A 16,086-nucleotide genomic window follows, 5' to 3' on the forward strand; every position below is an offset into this window, starting at 1 on the left:
TAAGTATAACTGAATCCAACTCAATTTTAAAGGTATGTTACATTTTTGAAAGCTTAAAATTTAGTATGAAAGAAGTGGATGTATTGATTAAAAAAAGAATTAGAGTCAACACAATAAGTGCCGCTTCTAATTCTTTTTATTATTTACCTTCTAAATAATGAATCAGTTCTTCTTTTGTCACTGATTCATCAAAAATATGTTCACCAATCACGATCGTTGGCACAAATTTGATATTTGCAGCTGTTGCTTCCTCAATCACTGATTGGACAATTGCAGGTACCTCTTTTTTAGGTAGTTGTAAATTATCTTCAGCAAATACTGCTACATCTTCTAAAGAAAGATTTCCCCATTGATCTTGTGTATCATACATTTGTTTCAAATCAGTCAGGCCTTTTTCTGGCAAATCGTAGTTGATATGATGATGCATCACATTACCGCGTTGCAAACTTTCTTTATCTTTATCTAAAAGTTTGATGATTCGTTGAACTTTCCCTTCTTTGACATACTCATTCAATAAATCAAACGATTCCTCAAACCATTTTTTACAATACGGACAGCGAACATTCATAAATTCAACCATTTTCACGGGTGCTGAATCGCTCCCAATTGCTAAACCATTTTTTGTTGTAACTTTTGTTGCATCGATAACTGAAATATCCATTTTAGTATCATCCTTTCATATCTTCTGTTCTAAGTGTAGCTCTTTTCGCTTTTAGTTTAAATAAAAATGCCCAAAATTTTCAAAAGAAATTTTGGACATAGAAGTTATTATTTGCTTAAAGAGCTACTGTTTTCCATTACTTCATCGATCAAACCGTATTCTTTTGCTTGTTGAGCAGTCATAAAGTTATCACGATCTGTGTCACGTTCAATGACTTCAAGTGGTTGACCAGTACGTTCTGCCAAGATTTTATTCAAGCGATCACGCGTATCTAGAATGTGTTTAGCTGCGATTTCGATCTCAGTTGCTTGACCTTGTGCGCCACCTAGTGGTTGGTGGATCATGATTTCGGCATTAGGTAGAGCAAAACGTTTGCCTTTTGTACCAGCAGTTAATAAGAAACTTCCCATAGAAGCTGCCATACCAAGAACGATTGTTTGCACATCGGCTTTAACAAAATTCATTGTGTCAAAGATTGCTAATCCGGCAGAAACACTTCCTCCTGGCGAATTGATATAGATATAGATGTCTTTTTCAGAGTCTTGTGCATCCAAAAATAGTAATTGGGCAATGACTGAGTTCGCTACATTATCATCGATCGGACCACTTAACATGATGATTCTATCTTTTAATAATCGTGAATAAATGTCATATGCTCTTTCTCCACGAGATGATTGTTCAATGACTGTTGGTATTAAATTCATAGTATATTCCTCCTATATAAAAAACTCTTCAAATCATTTTATCACAAAGCATACCTTAATGCTTAAAAAAAGTATACTTTATTGGTCAATAAAGGTCAACTTTAATGCTTTGAAAAATCTATTTAAACTAGTTAATAGAGTATGGCTATACAAAGGATTCAGACTTCTTTTACTTGGATCAATTGATTTTTAATCCTTTGTTTTTTCTATCTTATTTTTTTACGCTTGTGAAAGAGTATGTTATACTAAAAAAACAAGAATGAAAAGAGTGAGGGAATCCGAATGGTTGTTTTTATCGCAGGTATGACTGGTGTGTTAGTTGGTGCAGTTATTGCATCAATTGGTGTTGCGCTAAGTGTAACGTATGAGCAACGTAAATCAGTACGTTACCGAGAACTAGAAAATTTTGTTAAAGAAATAGAAACGTTGAATCTTTTGAATAAAAAAATCAATGAGATTTTACAGAAAAGAGATATATATGTAGATAAATCCGTGAATTTTATATCGATGGATGATTGTTATATCAGTATTGATGATTTTATCTATTTAGAATCTTTTTCGGCTCAAAATAATTTTTACTTACCGACCTATTTGATTGAAGAGTTCTTCAAAAAAATCGCTCATAGAAAAGTCATCTTAACGCCTGATGAAGTGATCTCAATGGGAGGAAGTACGTATAAAGGCGGCCGAGTTATCTTAGAAAGTTTTTCAGAAGAGTTACTGTCGATTATTGAAGATAAAAAAAGACAAATGAAACGTTTGACACATAAGCCTCTATATTATTTCCAAAGAGGCTAAGATATTTTAAACAGCTGCTGCTCAAGCAAAACCGAGCAGCAGCTGTTTTTAATTTATAATGTGGAAATGCTGAGGAATGATTTGAATTATAAGAGAGAAATATAATACTAAAATCGTTTGATTTTAATTGTTACGAAAATAATAAACAATAAGTAAAAAAGTAAATACAAACGTTTTTAGAATTTTCTGAATCTTTTTATCAAATTTTATTGACATTCTCATTTATTAGGTATATAGTTAACAAAAGCTTTTATTTATCACATGCTATTTTAATCTTTGTAGATTTTTTTTATAAAAAGGAGACCATTGCCATGCAAAAGACAAACAACAATCACGTATTAGTCATTATTTTATCGTGTAGGACTTAGAACACTGAGAAATTTCGCAGATGTTAGAGTCCTGTTTGTCTTTGGTAAATGGGGGTCTTACTAAAGCATCCCATTCAATTGATGGGATGCTTTTTTTGTAGAAAGTTTTATAAAGAGTCGAGCAGAGTAAATAAGAAAATGAATCAGAAGAAGCAAAAAAGAGATCTTCTGGAGATAACTGAATTGGAGTGGATGAAAAATGCGTAGTGATAAAATCAAAAAAGGAATCGAGGCGGCTCCCGCCAGAAGCTTGCTTTATGCAACTGGGCAAGTGAAAAATGCTAAAGATATGAACAAACCGTTTATAGCAATTTGTAATTCTTATATTGATATAGTTCCAGGACACGTTCATTTAAGAGAGTTAGCGGATGTTGCTAAAGAGGCGATTCGTGAAGCTGGAGGAATTCCTTTTGAATTCAATACGATCGGTGTAGATGACGGCATTGCGATGGGACATATTGGTATGCGTTATTCATTACCCAGTAGAGAAATCATTGCGGATGCTGCAGAGACCGTGATAAATGCACATTGGTTTGATGGCGTATTCTATATTCCTAACTGTGACAAAATCACTCCAGGAATGCTAATGGCAAGTGTTCGAACGAATGTACCAGCAATTTTTTGTTCAGGTGGTCCAATGAAAGCTGGACTTGATCCAACAGGACATACCTTGACACTTTCGAATATGTTTGAAGCCGTTGGTACCTTTAAAGAAGGCAAAATGACAGAAGAAGAATTCAATTTTATGGAACAAAATGCTTGTCCGACTTGTGGCTCATGTGCCGGAATGTTTACAGCCAACTCAATGAACTGTTTGATGGAAGTTTTAGGAATGGCATTACCTGGAAATGGAACAATCTTAGCAGTATCAGATGAACGTAGAGAACTTGTTCGACAATCAGCTTTTCATTTGATGGATCTAGTCAAAAAACAAATCAAACCAAGAGATATCATTACGAAAGAAGCAATCGATGATGCGTTTGCATTAGATATGGCAATGGGGGGTTCAACTAATACTGTTTTGCATACATTAGCGATTGCCAATGAAGCAGAGATCGATTACAACTTAGAAGAAGTTAATGCGATTGCTGAACGTGTTCCTTATCTATCAAAAATTGCCCCATCATCCGCTTATTCAATGCATGATGTTCATGAAGCAGGAGGCGTGCCAGCAATCATGAAAGAGTTAGTAGACTTAGGCAATGCGATCCATCCAGATCGCATCACAGTTACTGGAAAAACAATCCGTGAAAATGTTCAGGATGCTGTAATAAAAAATGAAGAAGTTATCCATCCAAAAGAGAATCCGTACAGCCCAGTAGGTGGATTATCAATATTGTATGGAAATATTGCACCAAAAGGCAGCGTAATCAAAGTTGGCGGAGTGGATCCATCTATCAAAAAATTCGTAGGTAAAGCGATTTGTTTTAGCTCTCATGATGAAGCTGTTGCAGCAATAGATGATCATACTGTTAAAAAAGGACATGTTGTAGTTATTCGTTATGAAGGACCAAAAGGTGGGCCTGGTATGCCGGAAATGTTGGCGCCGACCTCTAGTATCGTTGGGCGTGGTTTAGGAAAAGATGTTGCTTTAATTACAGATGGACGTTTTTCAGGCGCGACCAGAGGAATAGCGGTAGGACATATTTCTCCAGAAGCTGCTGCAGGTGGCCCAATCGCTTTAGTCAGAGATGGTGATGAGATTGAAATTGATTTAATAAATCGAACACTAGAATTACATGTTTCAGATGAAGAGTTGGCGAAAAGAAATGACCAATTGCCAAAATTCAAGGCGAAAGTAAAAACAGGATACTTAGCTCGATATACGGCGTTAGTTACTTCAGCTCATACTGGGGGAATCATGCAGATTCCAGAAGATTTGCTAGACTAGAGGAGGGAAGCTCATGGTAGAAAAACAGAGAAAAATGAAAAATGGTTCAAGGATTTTAATTGATGCGTTGTTGAAGCAAAAAGTAGAGATGATTTTTGGATATCCTGGTGGAGCGGTACTTCCTTTATATGATGCATTATATGATGGCGATATTCCTCATATTTTGACAAGACATGAACAAGGTGCAGTTCATGCAGCAGAAGGATACGCCAAAGCTACAGGAAAGCCAGGCGTCGTGATCGTAACTAGTGGCCCTGGTGCAACAAATGCTATCACAGGCATTGCTGATGCGATGAGCGATTCGATCCCGATGGTTGTTTTCACAGGTCAAGTCGTTACAGATGGTATCGGAAAAGATGCTTTTCAAGAGGCGGATGTCATTGGACTTACAATGCCGATTACTAAAAATAATTACCAAGTGCGGGAGACCAAAGAACTACCGAGAATCATTGAAGAAGCTTTTCATATTGCAACAACGGGCAGAAAAGGCCCAGTTGTAATCGACTTGCCAAAAGATATGACGATTATGGAAGCAGATGCAGATATTGAGGTCAAGCTTAACTTACCAAGCTACCAGCCAACGGTTAAACCTAATAAACTCCAAGTAAAAAAATTAATGGAAGCTTTGACTGTTGCAAAGAAACCCTTGGTATTAGTTGGGGCAGGTGTCTTACATGCTGATGCAGGAAAAGAACTGGTAGAATTCATCAACCAATATCAAGTGCCAACCTTGAGTTCGTTATTAGGATTAGGTGCTGTCCCAACAGATAATGAACTATTTTTAGGAATGGGAGGCATGCATGGTTCATTTGCGGCAAATATGGCTTTGACAGATTGCGACTTTTTGATCAATATCGGTTCTCGTTTTGATGATCGGTTGGCGAGCGCACCAAAAGAATTTGCACCTAATGCAATCATTGCTCATGTCGATATTGATCCGGCCGAAATCGGAAAAACGATCGATACCCAAATTCCAATTGTAGCAGATGCGAAAGAAACATTAAAAGAAATGCTAAAATTCGATATTAATTGTGCAGATAGTACTGAGTGGAAAAAATTAAATCTTTCCAGAAAAAAACGACATCCATTTAAATACGATAAAGAACAAAAAGCAGAAATCAAACCTCAAAAAGTTATTGAATTTATCGGAGAGTTAACAAATGGTGAAGCAATCGTGGCAACGGATGTAGGGCAACACCAAATGTGGGCCGCTCAGTTTTATCCTTTTAAAAATGAAAAACAACTTGTTACAAGCGGCGGATTAGGGACAATGGGCTATGGTGTGCCTGCGGCAATTGGGGCCAAATTAGGTTGTCCAGATAAAGAAGTCGTACTTTTTGTTGGTGATGGTGGATTTCAAATGACCAACCAAGAATTGGCTATTTTAAATGAATACAATATTCCAATCAAAATCGTGATTTTGAATAATCAATCATTAGGAATGGTGCGTCAATGGCAAGAAAGTTTCTTCAACGGTCGCCGTTCGGAATCAGTTTTTACCTCCCAACCAGATTTTGTGAAAATGGCAGAAGCTTATCATATCAGAGGGATTAGGATCGATGATCCTGAAACTGTAGAGGCTGAATTAACAGAAGCGTTTAAAGAAACGGGGCCTTTGTTGATCGAAGTCATGGTTTCACCTACGGAACATGTCTTACCAATGGTTCCGGCAGGCAAAGCAAACTATCAAATGCTGGGGGTGGACTAAAATGAGACGGATTATTACAGCAACAGTCAACAATAATTCTGGTGTCTTAAATCGCTTTAGTGGTGTTTTGACTCGTAGACAAGTCAATATCGACAGTATCTCAGTCGGACCGACAGAATTAGACAATGTATCTCGAATCACTATCATTGTCCAAGTGGCAGACTTAAATGAAAGCGAACAAGTCACTAAACAATTAAACAAACAAATCGATGTGATCAAAGTTTCCGATATTACAGATGAACCACATTTAGAAAGAGAATTAGCATTAGTTAAAGTCAATGCACCAGCAGCTGTTCGAGCGGAACTACTCTCTGTGATCGATCCATTTAGAGCAAATGTTATCGATGTTGGTACACGTTCAGTCGTGATTCAAGTCACAGGAACGAGCGAAAAAATCAGTGCGTTCGTTGATGTTGTCGCACCTTACGGCATTAAACAATTAGCACGAACAGGTGTCACCGGATTTACTAGAGGCAACAACTAAAAACAGGTCTTAAAGCATACGCTTATAAGCATAAAAAATTTGGAGGGTTCAAAAATGGCAAAAGTATATTATGATAACTCAGTAGAAAACAATCAATTAGAAGGAAAAACAATCGCAATCATCGGATACGGTTCACAAGGACATGCTCATGCACAAAATCTAAGAGATAACGGCAATCAAGTGATTATCGGGATTCGCGAAGGAAAATCAGCAGAAGCTGCTCGTAACGATGGTTTCGATGTATTATCAGTTGAAGAAGCATCTAAAAAAGCAGACGTAGTCATGATCTTAGCTCCAGATGAAATTCAAGGAGATCTTTATGACAATGAAATTGCACCAAATCTAGAAGCAGGCAATGCGTTAGCATTCGGTCATGGCTTCAATATTCATTTTGATGTAATCAACCCACCAAAAGATGTGGATGTTTTCTTAGTTGCTCCTAAAGGACCAGGACACCTTGTTCGTCGTACCTTTACAGAAGGATTTGCAGTACCTGCATTATTTGCTGTATATCAAGATGCAACAGGCAAAGCGAGTGATGTTGCGTTATCTTATGCAAAAGGAATCGGTGCCACTCGTGTGGGCGTATTAGAAACGACGTTTAAAGAAGAAACCGAAACGGATTTGTTCGGTGAACAAGCAGTATTGTGCGGAGGTTTAACAAGCTTGATCGAAGCGGGCTTTGAAACATTGACAGAAGCGGGTTACCAACCAGAGTTAGCCTACTTTGAAGTATGTCACGAATTAAAACTGATTGTTGACCTTATTTATGAGGGAGGATTTGAGAAAATGCGTAATTCTATCTCAAATACTGCTGAATATGGCGATTACGTTTCAGGACCTCGTGTCGTTACTGCTGAAGCCAAAGCCAACATGAAGGAAGTTCTAACTGATATCCAAAATGGCAAATTTGCAAAAGGATTCATTGATGATAACAAAAACGGCTTTAAAGAATTCAATCAAATGCGCAAAGAGAACGCTGGACACCCAATTGAAAAAGTGGGGGCAGAACTACGTAAAATGATGCCATTTGTTTCAAGAGAAGACTAAAATAGTAAATAGGGGTTGAGAAAGAAGTTATTTTTCTCAACCCTTTACATAATAAAGGGTGAGGAAAATTTGGTGAAATTAACAAAAGAAAATATCGAAGAAGCATACGGTACACTAAAAGATGTCGTAACGAAAACACCATTACAATACGATTTGTACTTATCAAAAAAATACAAATGTAATGTTTATTTAAAAAGAGAAGATCTACAAAAAGTTCGTTCTTTCAAATTAAGAGGAGCGTATTATGCGATTAAGCAAACGTCTCATGATATGCTAAAAAATGGTGTAGTTTGTGCTAGTGCTGGAAATCATGCCCAAGGAGTTGCGTACACTTGTCATGAAATGCAGGTCGCAGCTACGATCTTTATGCCGACCACTACGCCGCAACAAAAAATCTCTCAAGTGAAATTCTTCGGTGGAGACGAGGTAACAGTTCAATTGATTGGAGACACCTTTGACGCTTCTGCTAAAGCCGCTAAAGAATATGCTAAAGCCAATAATCAAGCCTTTATTGATCCTTTTAACGATTTAAATATTATGGCAGGTCAAGGAACTGTGGCAGTTGAGATATTCCAAGAAGCTAAGGCGTCTGAGTTTCAAGTAGACTATTTACTGGCAGCAATTGGCGGAGGCGGTTTAGTAGGTGGGGTTTCAACATATACGAAAAGTGTTAGTCCAACAACTTCAGTAATCGGTGTTGAGCCTTTAGGCGCTCAGTCTATGCGGGCGGCTTTCGATAAGGGCGAGCCAGTCATGTTGGATAACGTTGAAAAATTCGTTGATGGTGCTGCAGTCAAACAAGTTGGTAATTTAACCTATGAGCATGCTCTAGAGTATGTGGATGATCTATTAGCAGTTGATGAGGGACAAGTTTGTTCAACTATTTTGGAGTTATATACGAAACAAGCAATTGTTGTAGAACCAGCTGGAGCATTAAGTGTATCTGCGTTAGAGTTAGTCAAAGAGGACATAAAAGGGAAAAACGTTGTTTGTATTATCAGCGGTGGTAATAATGACATTAACCGTATGGAAGAAATCGAAGAACGTTCATTAATTTTTGAAGGGCTAAAACATTATTTTGTAATTAATTTTCCGCAACGCCCGGGTGCATTAAGAGAGTTTGTGACAGATATTTTAGGTCCCAATGATGATATCACTCGTTTTGAATATACAAAAAAAGTCAATCGTGGAACAGGACCAGTTGTGTTGGGAATATTATTAAAAGATCAAGAGGAACTACCAAATTTACTGAAAAAAATGGCTGAGTTTGATCCTAATTATATTGATCTTAAGGACAATCCTTCGCTATATGCATTACTTGTCTAACGAGTAAACGAAAAAAATAGCAAATAGATCACTTAGAGAAAGTTGAAAATCCTTTTTATTAAGGGGTCTATTTTTGAAATTAGCTTAATTGGGAAAACAGCAGGAGAGATCACTTTTGTTTATACTCCAAACAATGTAACTTATTCGTTCTCAAAGAAAAGATGAGAACGGTGAATGGGCGGGAAAATGTTTGATGACAAAACAACGACAGATTTTACAGTGGACAAAAAAACATATTATCTGTCTAGCCTGAAAAAATATATGAAGATAAAATGTATCATTTAACAATTATTTGGATATTAGAAAATGCTCCGTAAACAACAATAAAACTTGTAATATCGGGTTGAATAGTCTGTAAGATTAAATTCTTGCATATTGTTCAATCTTTTTTATTTTGAATTGTCTAAAATTTACTTAAAAAAGTCAAAAAATGGAGTGAGAGCTCTTGCCATTTGTTAGGAAAGAACGTATATTTAACTTACTACATTAAATCGGTCAGAAAAACTACGACCGTCAAAGAACATGAGCCAGATAGAAATCTTTTTACACTTCAACAGACCACCTTTTTTTGGTCAAACGCGACTTATTTTTTCTATCATCTATCCATTTTAATATCATGTTTCCTTTGTTAAAAATTACTCGAAATATAAAAAAGAATACTAGTAAAGTTGGAAAATATAAATGAATAATAAAAAAAGATTAGAAAATCGCCGTTATATTACGGGGTTCGATGGGATTCGAACCATTGCAGTCATTGGTGTGATTCTCTATCATTTGTTCCCTAATATAATGCGTGGGGGCTATTTAGGCGTCCCTATTTTTTTTGCAGTTTCTGGATACTTGATTACTGATTTACTAAGACAAGAATGGCTTCAAACTGAAACAATTGATGTTAAAGGGTTTTATATTCGAAGGATGAAGCGACTTTATCCTGGACTTGTTGCCATGCTGGTCGCAGCTTCAGCGTATATTGTACTCTTTCAAAGAGATTTATTGAATAACTTACGCAGTGTAGTCGCCAGCAGCGTACTTTACTATAATAACTGGTGGCAGATTTTCAGAGGTTTTTCTTATTTTGATCGATTTACAACTCAGTCGCCATTTACTCATATTTGGTCGTTAGCTGTTGAAGCACAGAATTATTTGATTTGGCCTTTGTTATTTATTGTTCTTAAAAAGTATGTTAAACATAGTGGTAAGATTTTTGGTTTGATTATGACCCTAGCCGTTGGTTCAGGGATTTTGATGGCAGTTCTTTATAGTCCAGGAGCAGATCCAACGAGAGTCTATTATGGAACAGATACACGACTATTTTCTATTTTAATGGGAAGTGGTTTGGCTTTTGTTTGGCCAAGCTACCGATTAAAAGAAGAAATTCCGATAAAAGCTAAAACTTTATTGAATGGTGTAGGAATTGCCTCTTTAGCAGTTTTATTGCTCTCTTTCTTATTCCTAGCAGATCATTTTTCTTTTGTTTATTACGGAGGGATGTTTATTGTCAGCATCTTTGCGACAATGTTAGTTGCAGTTACGGCGCATCCAGGTGCTGATTTGAACCGTTGGCTGACAAATCCAGTATTTACTTGGTTTGGTAGAAGAAGTTATGGTATTTATTTGTATCAATTCCCAATTATGATTTTTTACGAAGCAAAAATTACAAATCTAAGTGATCATGTGTTCCTTCATTCTTTAATTGAAATTGCACTGATTTTAGGAATCAGTGAACTTTCTTACCGTTTTATTGAAAAGCCCTTGGGTAAGTTTTATTATCAATATACATGGTTTGCTATCAAAGATTTTTTCCAGAAACCATGGCTTACGGTCCCTAAAGTGACTACGTTGATCAGTGTGGTTTTATCCTGTTTTGCTCTTTTTGCTTTTGCTATCGCACCTTCAAATGAAGTAACTGCTGATCAACAGCAATTACAAAAAAATATTGAAGCAAACAAAAAGAAAGCAGATCAGCGAAAAGCTGAAGAAAAAGCGAAAAACGAAGGAAAGACTACAGAGTCTACAAAACAATCAGCTCAAGAGTCAGAAGCTAACTTTGATTTAACGGCAGAAGAAATTAAGAAAGCACAAGAGATGGAGATCACGGCTTTCGGAGATTCGGTTATTCTGGATGCAGCCGCTGGACTGCAAGAGATTTTTCCTAAAATGATTGTTGATGGTGAAGTTGGTAGACAACTTTATACGAGCACACCGATCATTGAAAAATTAGATAAAGAAAAATTGTTGAAAGAGAATGTTTTAGTTGGTCTGGGAACGAATGGGTCATTTACTGAAGCTCAATTTGATGAGTTTATGACAGCAATTGGTTCTAAGCGTAAAGTTTATTGGATCAATGTTCGCGTTCCAACACGTCGATGGCAGAATGAAGTTAATGCAATGTTAGAAACTATGAAAAAGAAATATAAAAATCTAGTTGTTATTGACTGGTACGGTTATAGTAATGAACATGATGAATGGTTTTACGATGATCGTGTCCATCCTAATGTAGATGGTCAAGTAAAGTATTCGAGTTTTATTGCGAAACAAATTTTAAAATGACAAAGTACTGTGTTAAAGAGTATTGTTTTAAAATCAATCACCTGACTGCAGTGATAGTATAACTTTTAACTAAATGGCCTTTTCCTAATAAAGTTTTAGGAAGAGGCTTTTTATGGTGTCTGAAAGATGATGAGGTGTTGGAAATGTGATGCAACCAGACAAGCAATTTAAGAGGTAATTTCTATAACCCATATGACTTCTACGGTATATTCTTTATTAGCTATAAAGATAAATGTACATTAATTATATTTGAATTGATTACTAGATGAAACTCTGATTATGACCATTTATTCGTTCACTTATGAATAATTAGCAAAGAAGTTCCAAGTCGAGCGGCTATAAAAAATGTGAAACATAAATCAGCTAATTTACTGATTTATGTTTCACATTTCTTATTTATGAGAGAATTAATTGATAAGCAAATCGTTGACCATCAGCCACAGGCAATGATAACTCACCTTGATAATGAAAGCCAGCTTTTTTAATTAGATGCTGCATCGGCTTATTATCTGGATGAGTATCGATTCGAATGTCGAATTGATTATTTAATCTCGCAGTAGTAATTAGTAAGTTCATTAAAAGTAATGCTAGTCCTTTACCGTGATATACAGGATCAATGGCAACGCGATGAATCACGACATAATCCTTTGATGCCTGTTGCCAATGACCATTTTTTATCTGTTCATAAGGTTCTTCAATGTCAGATGAGATAATCCCGAGGCCAGCAATTTCTTGATCGACAATCAAAACATAACATTGTTGAGTGGCAATATCTTGTATCAATTGTTTTTCATCTGGACCCTCACCGTTTTGCCATTGAGGAATAGTATGAGCATGGAGAAACTGACGAGCTGCCCTAATAACGTCCATTATTTTGGTTAGATCAGTTGGAGCAGCTTTTCTTAAATAAATTGCCATAACAGTAGTCTTCCTTTTATTGAATAAAATATTATTTTTTGTAAGAGTTCTCAGGTTTTAATTGATAGATTTTTGAGGGGCGTCCGATGCCAACAGGACGTTCTCCAATTTCTTTAAAATGATGAAGCATGGCTTTTTTAAAATTTGAGTGATCAATGGTTTTATAATCAATACCGGAAAATTTAGCGAAAACTTTTCGGGCTTCTGTGATTGTAAAGTCTTTTCCTAAAACTTGTAAAACCTGAGGATCATGTTCCATTTTATTGGCAACTCGATTGAAAGCCTTCAGGATGATCTCACTATGGTCAAAAGCCAAAGTATCTTTTCCAGTTGAAGCTCCGGTATTCAAATCCAAAATAATTTCTACATCATCGTTTGTAAGGAAAAGCGTGCCTTCTTTGCGTTCCATTGTAAACCAGCGAACTTCTTTAGCATCATCTCCAGCAATCAATGGTTCTTCACCTATAAATGCGAGGTAACTAACTGTTACTACCCAACCACGTGGGTCACGGTCAGGTCTGCTGAAACTGTGCAGTTGCTCGATGTTGTCTTTGGAAATCACGACACCAGTCTCTTCCTTTGTTTCTCGCAACACACTTTCACCAGTTGACTCATTACGATTTACAAATCCGCCAGGCAATGCCCAAGAATTTCTGTAGGGATGACTTTTTCGTTTAATTAACAGTATTTTCAGTTGATCTTCTTCTTTGTTATAGCACATCAAAACAATATCTACAGTCAGAGAAGGCTTTTCATATTCAGGAAGTTCTTGTTGGTGGTACCATTTTAGAAAGTCAGCTTCATCAGCTTGTTGTTCATAATATTGCTTTTCTTCTTCCTTTGAACTAAAGTGTGTCAAGTTATTCATCCTCTCTAAATAAGATAAAAGTAATTTTTACTTTATTGTATCATTATCATCAGGAAAAACAACTAAACACGTGTTTTTCTTTCAAGAAAATCAATCTATTTCAGGAACTATCACTTTTTGGTTAACCTTTATTTGTAAAAGGTTGACAAAAGTGTTTGGAAATAGTATTTTTAATTATATAAAATATAATTTATCGTTTGGAGAGAAAAAATGAAAACTAAAGACATGACTAAAATTGCAATTATGGTCAGTATTATTATTGTTTTAGGTTTTTTTCCACCTATTCCAATTAGTTTTTTACCAGTGCCTATCGTGATTCAAAACGCCGGATTTATGCTTAGTGGATTACTGTTAGGTAAGAAAAACGGTACGATTGCAACAATGCTTTTCCTACTTCTTGTTGCAATCGGTTTTCCAATTCTAGCTGGTGGTAGAGGGGGAATGACTGTCTTTTTCAGTATCACAGCAGGCTATCTTTTAGCGTATCCATTTGCTACCTTTTTTATTGGCTGGATGAGTGAAAAATTTAATCCAAATAATCAAAATAGTGCGTATGGATTTGGCATTACTTTATTATTTGGCGCTTTATTTATTGATTTTTGTGGCGCAGTTGGAGTGAGTCTTTTATCAGATGTTACACTGTCAAAAAGTTTGTTGGGAAGTCTAGCTTTTATTCCTGGCGATACGATGAAAGCATTTCTAACTGCTATTATAGCAAAAAGGATTTCAAAATCGCTTTCCAAAAGGGGAAAATAGTTTGGCAAATATATTTGGATTAACGATTGATAACAATAGTCGATGCATTCATTATGGTTCTTTAGTGGATGTGATTGCCAATAAATGTTACTTTTGCAGAAAATATTATGCCTGTTTTCACTGTCATGATGAATTGGAAGAGCATAGGTTCATGCCTTGGCCAAACTCAGATGTGTCAAAAGCAAAAGTAGTTCTTTGTGGCGTTTGCCAAAATGAAATGACTGCTAAGGAATATAAGGAGCAAACGGAATGTTTAAATTGCGGACATTTGTTTAATCCCAATTGTTCAAGACATGCGTCTATTTATTTTAATTAGATGAGCGTTTTATAAAAGAACTGAACAGAGCAAAAAATGCTCTGTTCAGTTTTTTTGTGTTATTCATTTATTCTTCAATTTTTGTCCAAAAGCTTTGGACAAAACTACACTTTCATCTTCTTGTAACCGTATAGGAGAGCGTTTACAATGTAGAAGACAAGAAAAGCTCTATCAAAAAAGTGATCTGCGCAGATCAAAAGACTTAATATTTTTCTTGTTTTCAGAAGAAGGAGGAAAACAATGGATCAAACTCAAGGGAATATAAAAGTGAAAGTTCAGCAGTTCGGCAGTTTTCTTAGTGGAATGATTATGCCGAATATTGGGGCATTTATTGCTTGGGGCATTTTGACTGCCTTATTTATCCCTACTGGCTGGTTTCCTAATGAACAATTGAATGAAATAACAGGGCCAACAATTACTTATTTGTTGCCGATCTTGATTGGATTTACAGGTGGACGATTAGTCTACGATATTCGTGGCGGAGTCGTTGGAGCAATGGTCACGATGGGAGTGATCACAGGAGCTGACATTCCAATGTTTCTCGGAGCAATGATGGTTGGACCTGCTGGTGCCTATTGTATTAAAAAATTTGATGAATTAGTTGATGGTAAGATCAAACCGGGCTTTGAGATGTTAGTCAATAATTTTTCATCTGGTATTTTAGCATCAATTTTAGCGATTATTGCGTTCTTGATCGTTGGCCCAGCTGTTGAAGGATTGAATAATATTTTGGCCACGGGTGTTGGCTTTTTAGTTGAGAACGCATTGCTTCCTTTAGCAAGTATCTTCGTTGAACCAGCAAAAGTATTATTCTTGAATAATGCGATTAACCATGGTGTGATTAGTCCAATTGCGATTGAACAGGCTGCACAAAGTGGTCGTTCTGTTTTGTTCTTATTAGAGTCAAATCCTGGTCCTGGATTGGGGATATTATTGGCTTATACGATCTTTGGACGAGGCAGTGCAAAACAAACTGCTCCTGGAGCGATGATCATTCATTTTTTAGGCGGTATTCATGAAATTTATTTCCCATATATTTTGATGAAACCTGTATTGATTCTCTCTGCAATCGGTGGTGGAATGGCAGGTGTGTTGACTTTTTCACTATTTAACGCTGGATTAGTAGCACCTGCTTCACCTGGGAGTATTTTTGCAATTTTGGCTATGACGCCGCGAGATGGTTATTTGGGTGTCTTTGCAGGAATCGTTGTAGCGACAGTCGTTTCATTTGCTATCTCTGCTGTTGTTTTAAAGACTTCAAAAGTGGCAGATATAACTATTGAGGATGCTTCTGAAAAAGCGAGTGCTTTAAAAGGTCGCAAAACGATGACACCAGAAGTGCAAACAAGCTTTTCTACTGCTGAAAAAATGAGTGATACAGTTGAAACACTTGCCCATACGAAAAAAATTATTTTTGCTTGTGATGCAGGGATGGGATCTAGTGCAATGGGTGCTTCTGTTTTGCGAAACAAGGTGAAAAAAGCGGGATTACCGATTGAAGTTGTCAACTCAGCTATAGCACAATTACCAGAAGATGCGGATATTGTAGTGACTCATAAAGATTTAACTACACGAGCAAAAGAAAAATTACCTAAAGCGTATCATGTATCTGTTGATAATTTTTTGAGTAGTGATAAATATGATGAATTAGTTGAAAAGTTATCAGTCGTTAAAACATCTGTTTAAAT

14 protein-coding genes are annotated in these 16,086 nt (G+C 36.3%); 10 read left to right on the forward strand and 4 right to left on the reverse strand.

Going from position 1 to position 16,086, the window contains the following annotated elements:
* Positions 1-139: 139 nt before the first annotated feature.
* Both IGJ02_RS04805 and clpP read right to left on the reverse strand, forming a co-directional pair.
* Positions 140-661, reverse strand: coding sequence for a DsbA family protein (locus IGJ02_RS04805; protein ID WP_430603467.1), 522 nt, complete (start codon positions 659-661; stop codon positions 140-142).
* A 107-nt stretch (positions 662-768) separates the two neighbouring features.
* Entirely contained in the window at positions 769-1,365 is a 597-nt protein-coding gene (gene clpP, locus IGJ02_RS04810) for an ATP-dependent Clp endopeptidase proteolytic subunit ClpP (RefSeq protein WP_010760682.1), read from the reverse strand.
* A gap of 282 nt (positions 1,366-1,647) precedes the next feature.
* Between clpP and IGJ02_RS04815 the strand changes: the two genes are divergently transcribed.
* The 7 genes from IGJ02_RS04815 to IGJ02_RS04845 all read left to right on the forward strand — a co-directional run bounded on the left by IGJ02_RS04815 (position 1,648) and on the right by IGJ02_RS04845 (position 11,540).
* A complete protein-coding gene (locus tag IGJ02_RS04815; RefSeq protein WP_010760685.1) occupies positions 1,648-2,163 on the forward strand; it encodes a hypothetical protein in 516 nt (171 codons plus the stop codon).
* Positions 2,164-2,730: 567 nt separating this feature from the next.
* Complete coding sequence (gene ilvD, locus IGJ02_RS04820; protein ID WP_430603468.1) at positions 2,731-4,422, forward strand: dihydroxy-acid dehydratase; 1,692 nt, start codon at positions 2,731-2,733, stop codon at positions 4,420-4,422.
* Between the two features lie 13 nt (positions 4,423-4,435).
* Positions 4,436-6,130 carry a biosynthetic-type acetolactate synthase large subunit gene (gene ilvB / locus IGJ02_RS04825; protein ID WP_010760687.1) on the forward strand — a complete coding sequence of 565 codons (1,695 nt, stop codon included), beginning with the start codon at positions 4,436-4,438 and terminating at the stop codon, positions 6,128-6,130.
* A gap of 1 nt (position 6,131) precedes the next feature.
* Positions 6,132-6,614 (forward strand): acetolactate synthase small subunit, encoded by a 483-nt coding sequence (gene ilvN / locus IGJ02_RS04830; protein WP_430603469.1) that lies wholly within the window; start codon positions 6,132-6,134, stop codon positions 6,612-6,614.
* Positions 6,615-6,668: 54 nt separating this feature from the next.
* Complete coding sequence (ilvC, locus tag IGJ02_RS04835; protein ID WP_010760689.1) at positions 6,669-7,664, forward strand: ketol-acid reductoisomerase; 996 nt, start codon at positions 6,669-6,671, stop codon at positions 7,662-7,664.
* 72 nt (positions 7,665-7,736) lie between these two features.
* The gene (gene ilvA / locus IGJ02_RS04840) at positions 7,737-8,990 is read left to right on the forward strand and encodes a threonine ammonia-lyase IlvA (RefSeq protein WP_010760690.1); all 1,254 of its coding nucleotides are present in this window, start codon (positions 7,737-7,739) and stop codon (positions 8,988-8,990) included.
* Positions 8,991-9,671: 681 nt separating this feature from the next.
* The gene (locus tag IGJ02_RS04845; RefSeq protein ID WP_010760691.1) at positions 9,672-11,540 is read left to right on the forward strand and encodes an acyltransferase family protein; all 1,869 of its coding nucleotides are present in this window, start codon (positions 9,672-9,674) and stop codon (positions 11,538-11,540) included.
* A 396-nt stretch (positions 11,541-11,936) separates the two neighbouring features.
* On the opposite strand, the gene IGJ02_RS04850 is transcribed toward IGJ02_RS04845, so the two are convergent.
* Positions 11,937-12,410, reverse strand: coding sequence for a GNAT family N-acetyltransferase (locus tag IGJ02_RS04850; protein ID WP_430603470.1), 474 nt, complete (start codon positions 12,408-12,410; stop codon positions 11,937-11,939).
* Positions 12,411-12,489: 79 nt separating this feature from the next.
* On the reverse strand, positions 12,490-13,317 hold the full coding sequence (locus IGJ02_RS04855; RefSeq protein WP_010760693.1) for an NUDIX domain-containing protein: 828 nt from the start codon (positions 13,315-13,317) through the stop codon (positions 12,490-12,492).
* Positions 13,318-13,536: 219 nt separating this feature from the next.
* On the opposite strand from IGJ02_RS04855, the gene IGJ02_RS04860 reads away from it, so the two are divergent.
* The 3 genes from IGJ02_RS04860 (at position 13,537) to IGJ02_RS04870 (ending at position 16,084) form a co-directional block, all read left to right on the forward strand.
* Entirely contained in the window at positions 13,537-14,082 is a 546-nt protein-coding gene (locus tag IGJ02_RS04860) for a biotin transporter BioY (protein ID WP_430603471.1), read from the forward strand.
* Position 14,083: 1 nt separating this feature from the next.
* Positions 14,084-14,398, forward strand: a complete 315-nt coding sequence (locus tag IGJ02_RS04865) for a CHY zinc finger protein (protein WP_430603472.1) — start codon at positions 14,084-14,086, stop codon at positions 14,396-14,398.
* Positions 14,399-14,638: 240 nt separating this feature from the next.
* A complete protein-coding gene (locus tag IGJ02_RS04870) occupies positions 14,639-16,084 on the forward strand; it encodes a PTS mannitol transporter subunit IICB (RefSeq protein WP_430603473.1) in 1,446 nt (481 codons plus the stop codon).
* The last annotated feature ends 2 nt before the right edge of the window (positions 16,085-16,086 follow it).

The sequence above is a fragment of the Enterococcus sp. DIV0724b genome (genome assembly GCF_050531475.1).
Classification (GTDB): domain Bacteria; phylum Bacillota; class Bacilli; order Lactobacillales; family Enterococcaceae; genus Enterococcus_L; species Enterococcus_L haemoperoxidus.

What these genes read in the sequence shown, in the direction of transcription:
- IGJ02_RS04805 (WP_430603467.1), bottom strand. Translation starts at nt 661, where the DNA reads ATGGATATTTCAGTTATCGATGCAACAAAAGTTACAACAAAAAATGGT.
- clpP (WP_010760682.1), bottom strand. Translation starts at nt 1,365, where the DNA reads ATGAATTTAATACCAACAGTCATTGAACAATCATCTCGTGGAGAAAGA.
- IGJ02_RS04815 (WP_010760685.1), top strand. Translation starts at nt 1,648, where the DNA reads ATGGTTGTTTTTATCGCAGGTATGACTGGTGTGTTAGTTGGTGCAGTT.
- ilvD (WP_430603468.1), top strand. Translation starts at nt 2,731, where the DNA reads ATGCGTAGTGATAAAATCAAAAAAGGAATCGAGGCGGCTCCCGCCAGA.
- ilvB (WP_010760687.1), top strand. Translation starts at nt 4,436, where the DNA reads ATGGTAGAAAAACAGAGAAAAATGAAAAATGGTTCAAGGATTTTAATT.
- ilvN (WP_430603469.1), top strand. Translation starts at nt 6,132, where the DNA reads ATGAGACGGATTATTACAGCAACAGTCAACAATAATTCTGGTGTCTTA.
- ilvC (WP_010760689.1), top strand. Translation starts at nt 6,669, where the DNA reads ATGGCAAAAGTATATTATGATAACTCAGTAGAAAACAATCAATTAGAA.
- IGJ02_RS04845 (WP_010760691.1), top strand. Translation starts at nt 9,672, where the DNA reads ATGAATAATAAAAAAAGATTAGAAAATCGCCGTTATATTACGGGGTTC.
- IGJ02_RS04850 (WP_430603470.1), bottom strand. Translation starts at nt 12,410, where the DNA reads ATGGACGTTATTAGGGCAGCTCGTCAGTTTCTCCATGCTCATACTATT.
- IGJ02_RS04860 (WP_430603471.1), top strand. Translation starts at nt 13,537, where the DNA reads ATGAAAACTAAAGACATGACTAAAATTGCAATTATGGTCAGTATTATT.
- IGJ02_RS04870 (WP_430603473.1), top strand. Translation starts at nt 14,639, where the DNA reads ATGGATCAAACTCAAGGGAATATAAAAGTGAAAGTTCAGCAGTTCGGC.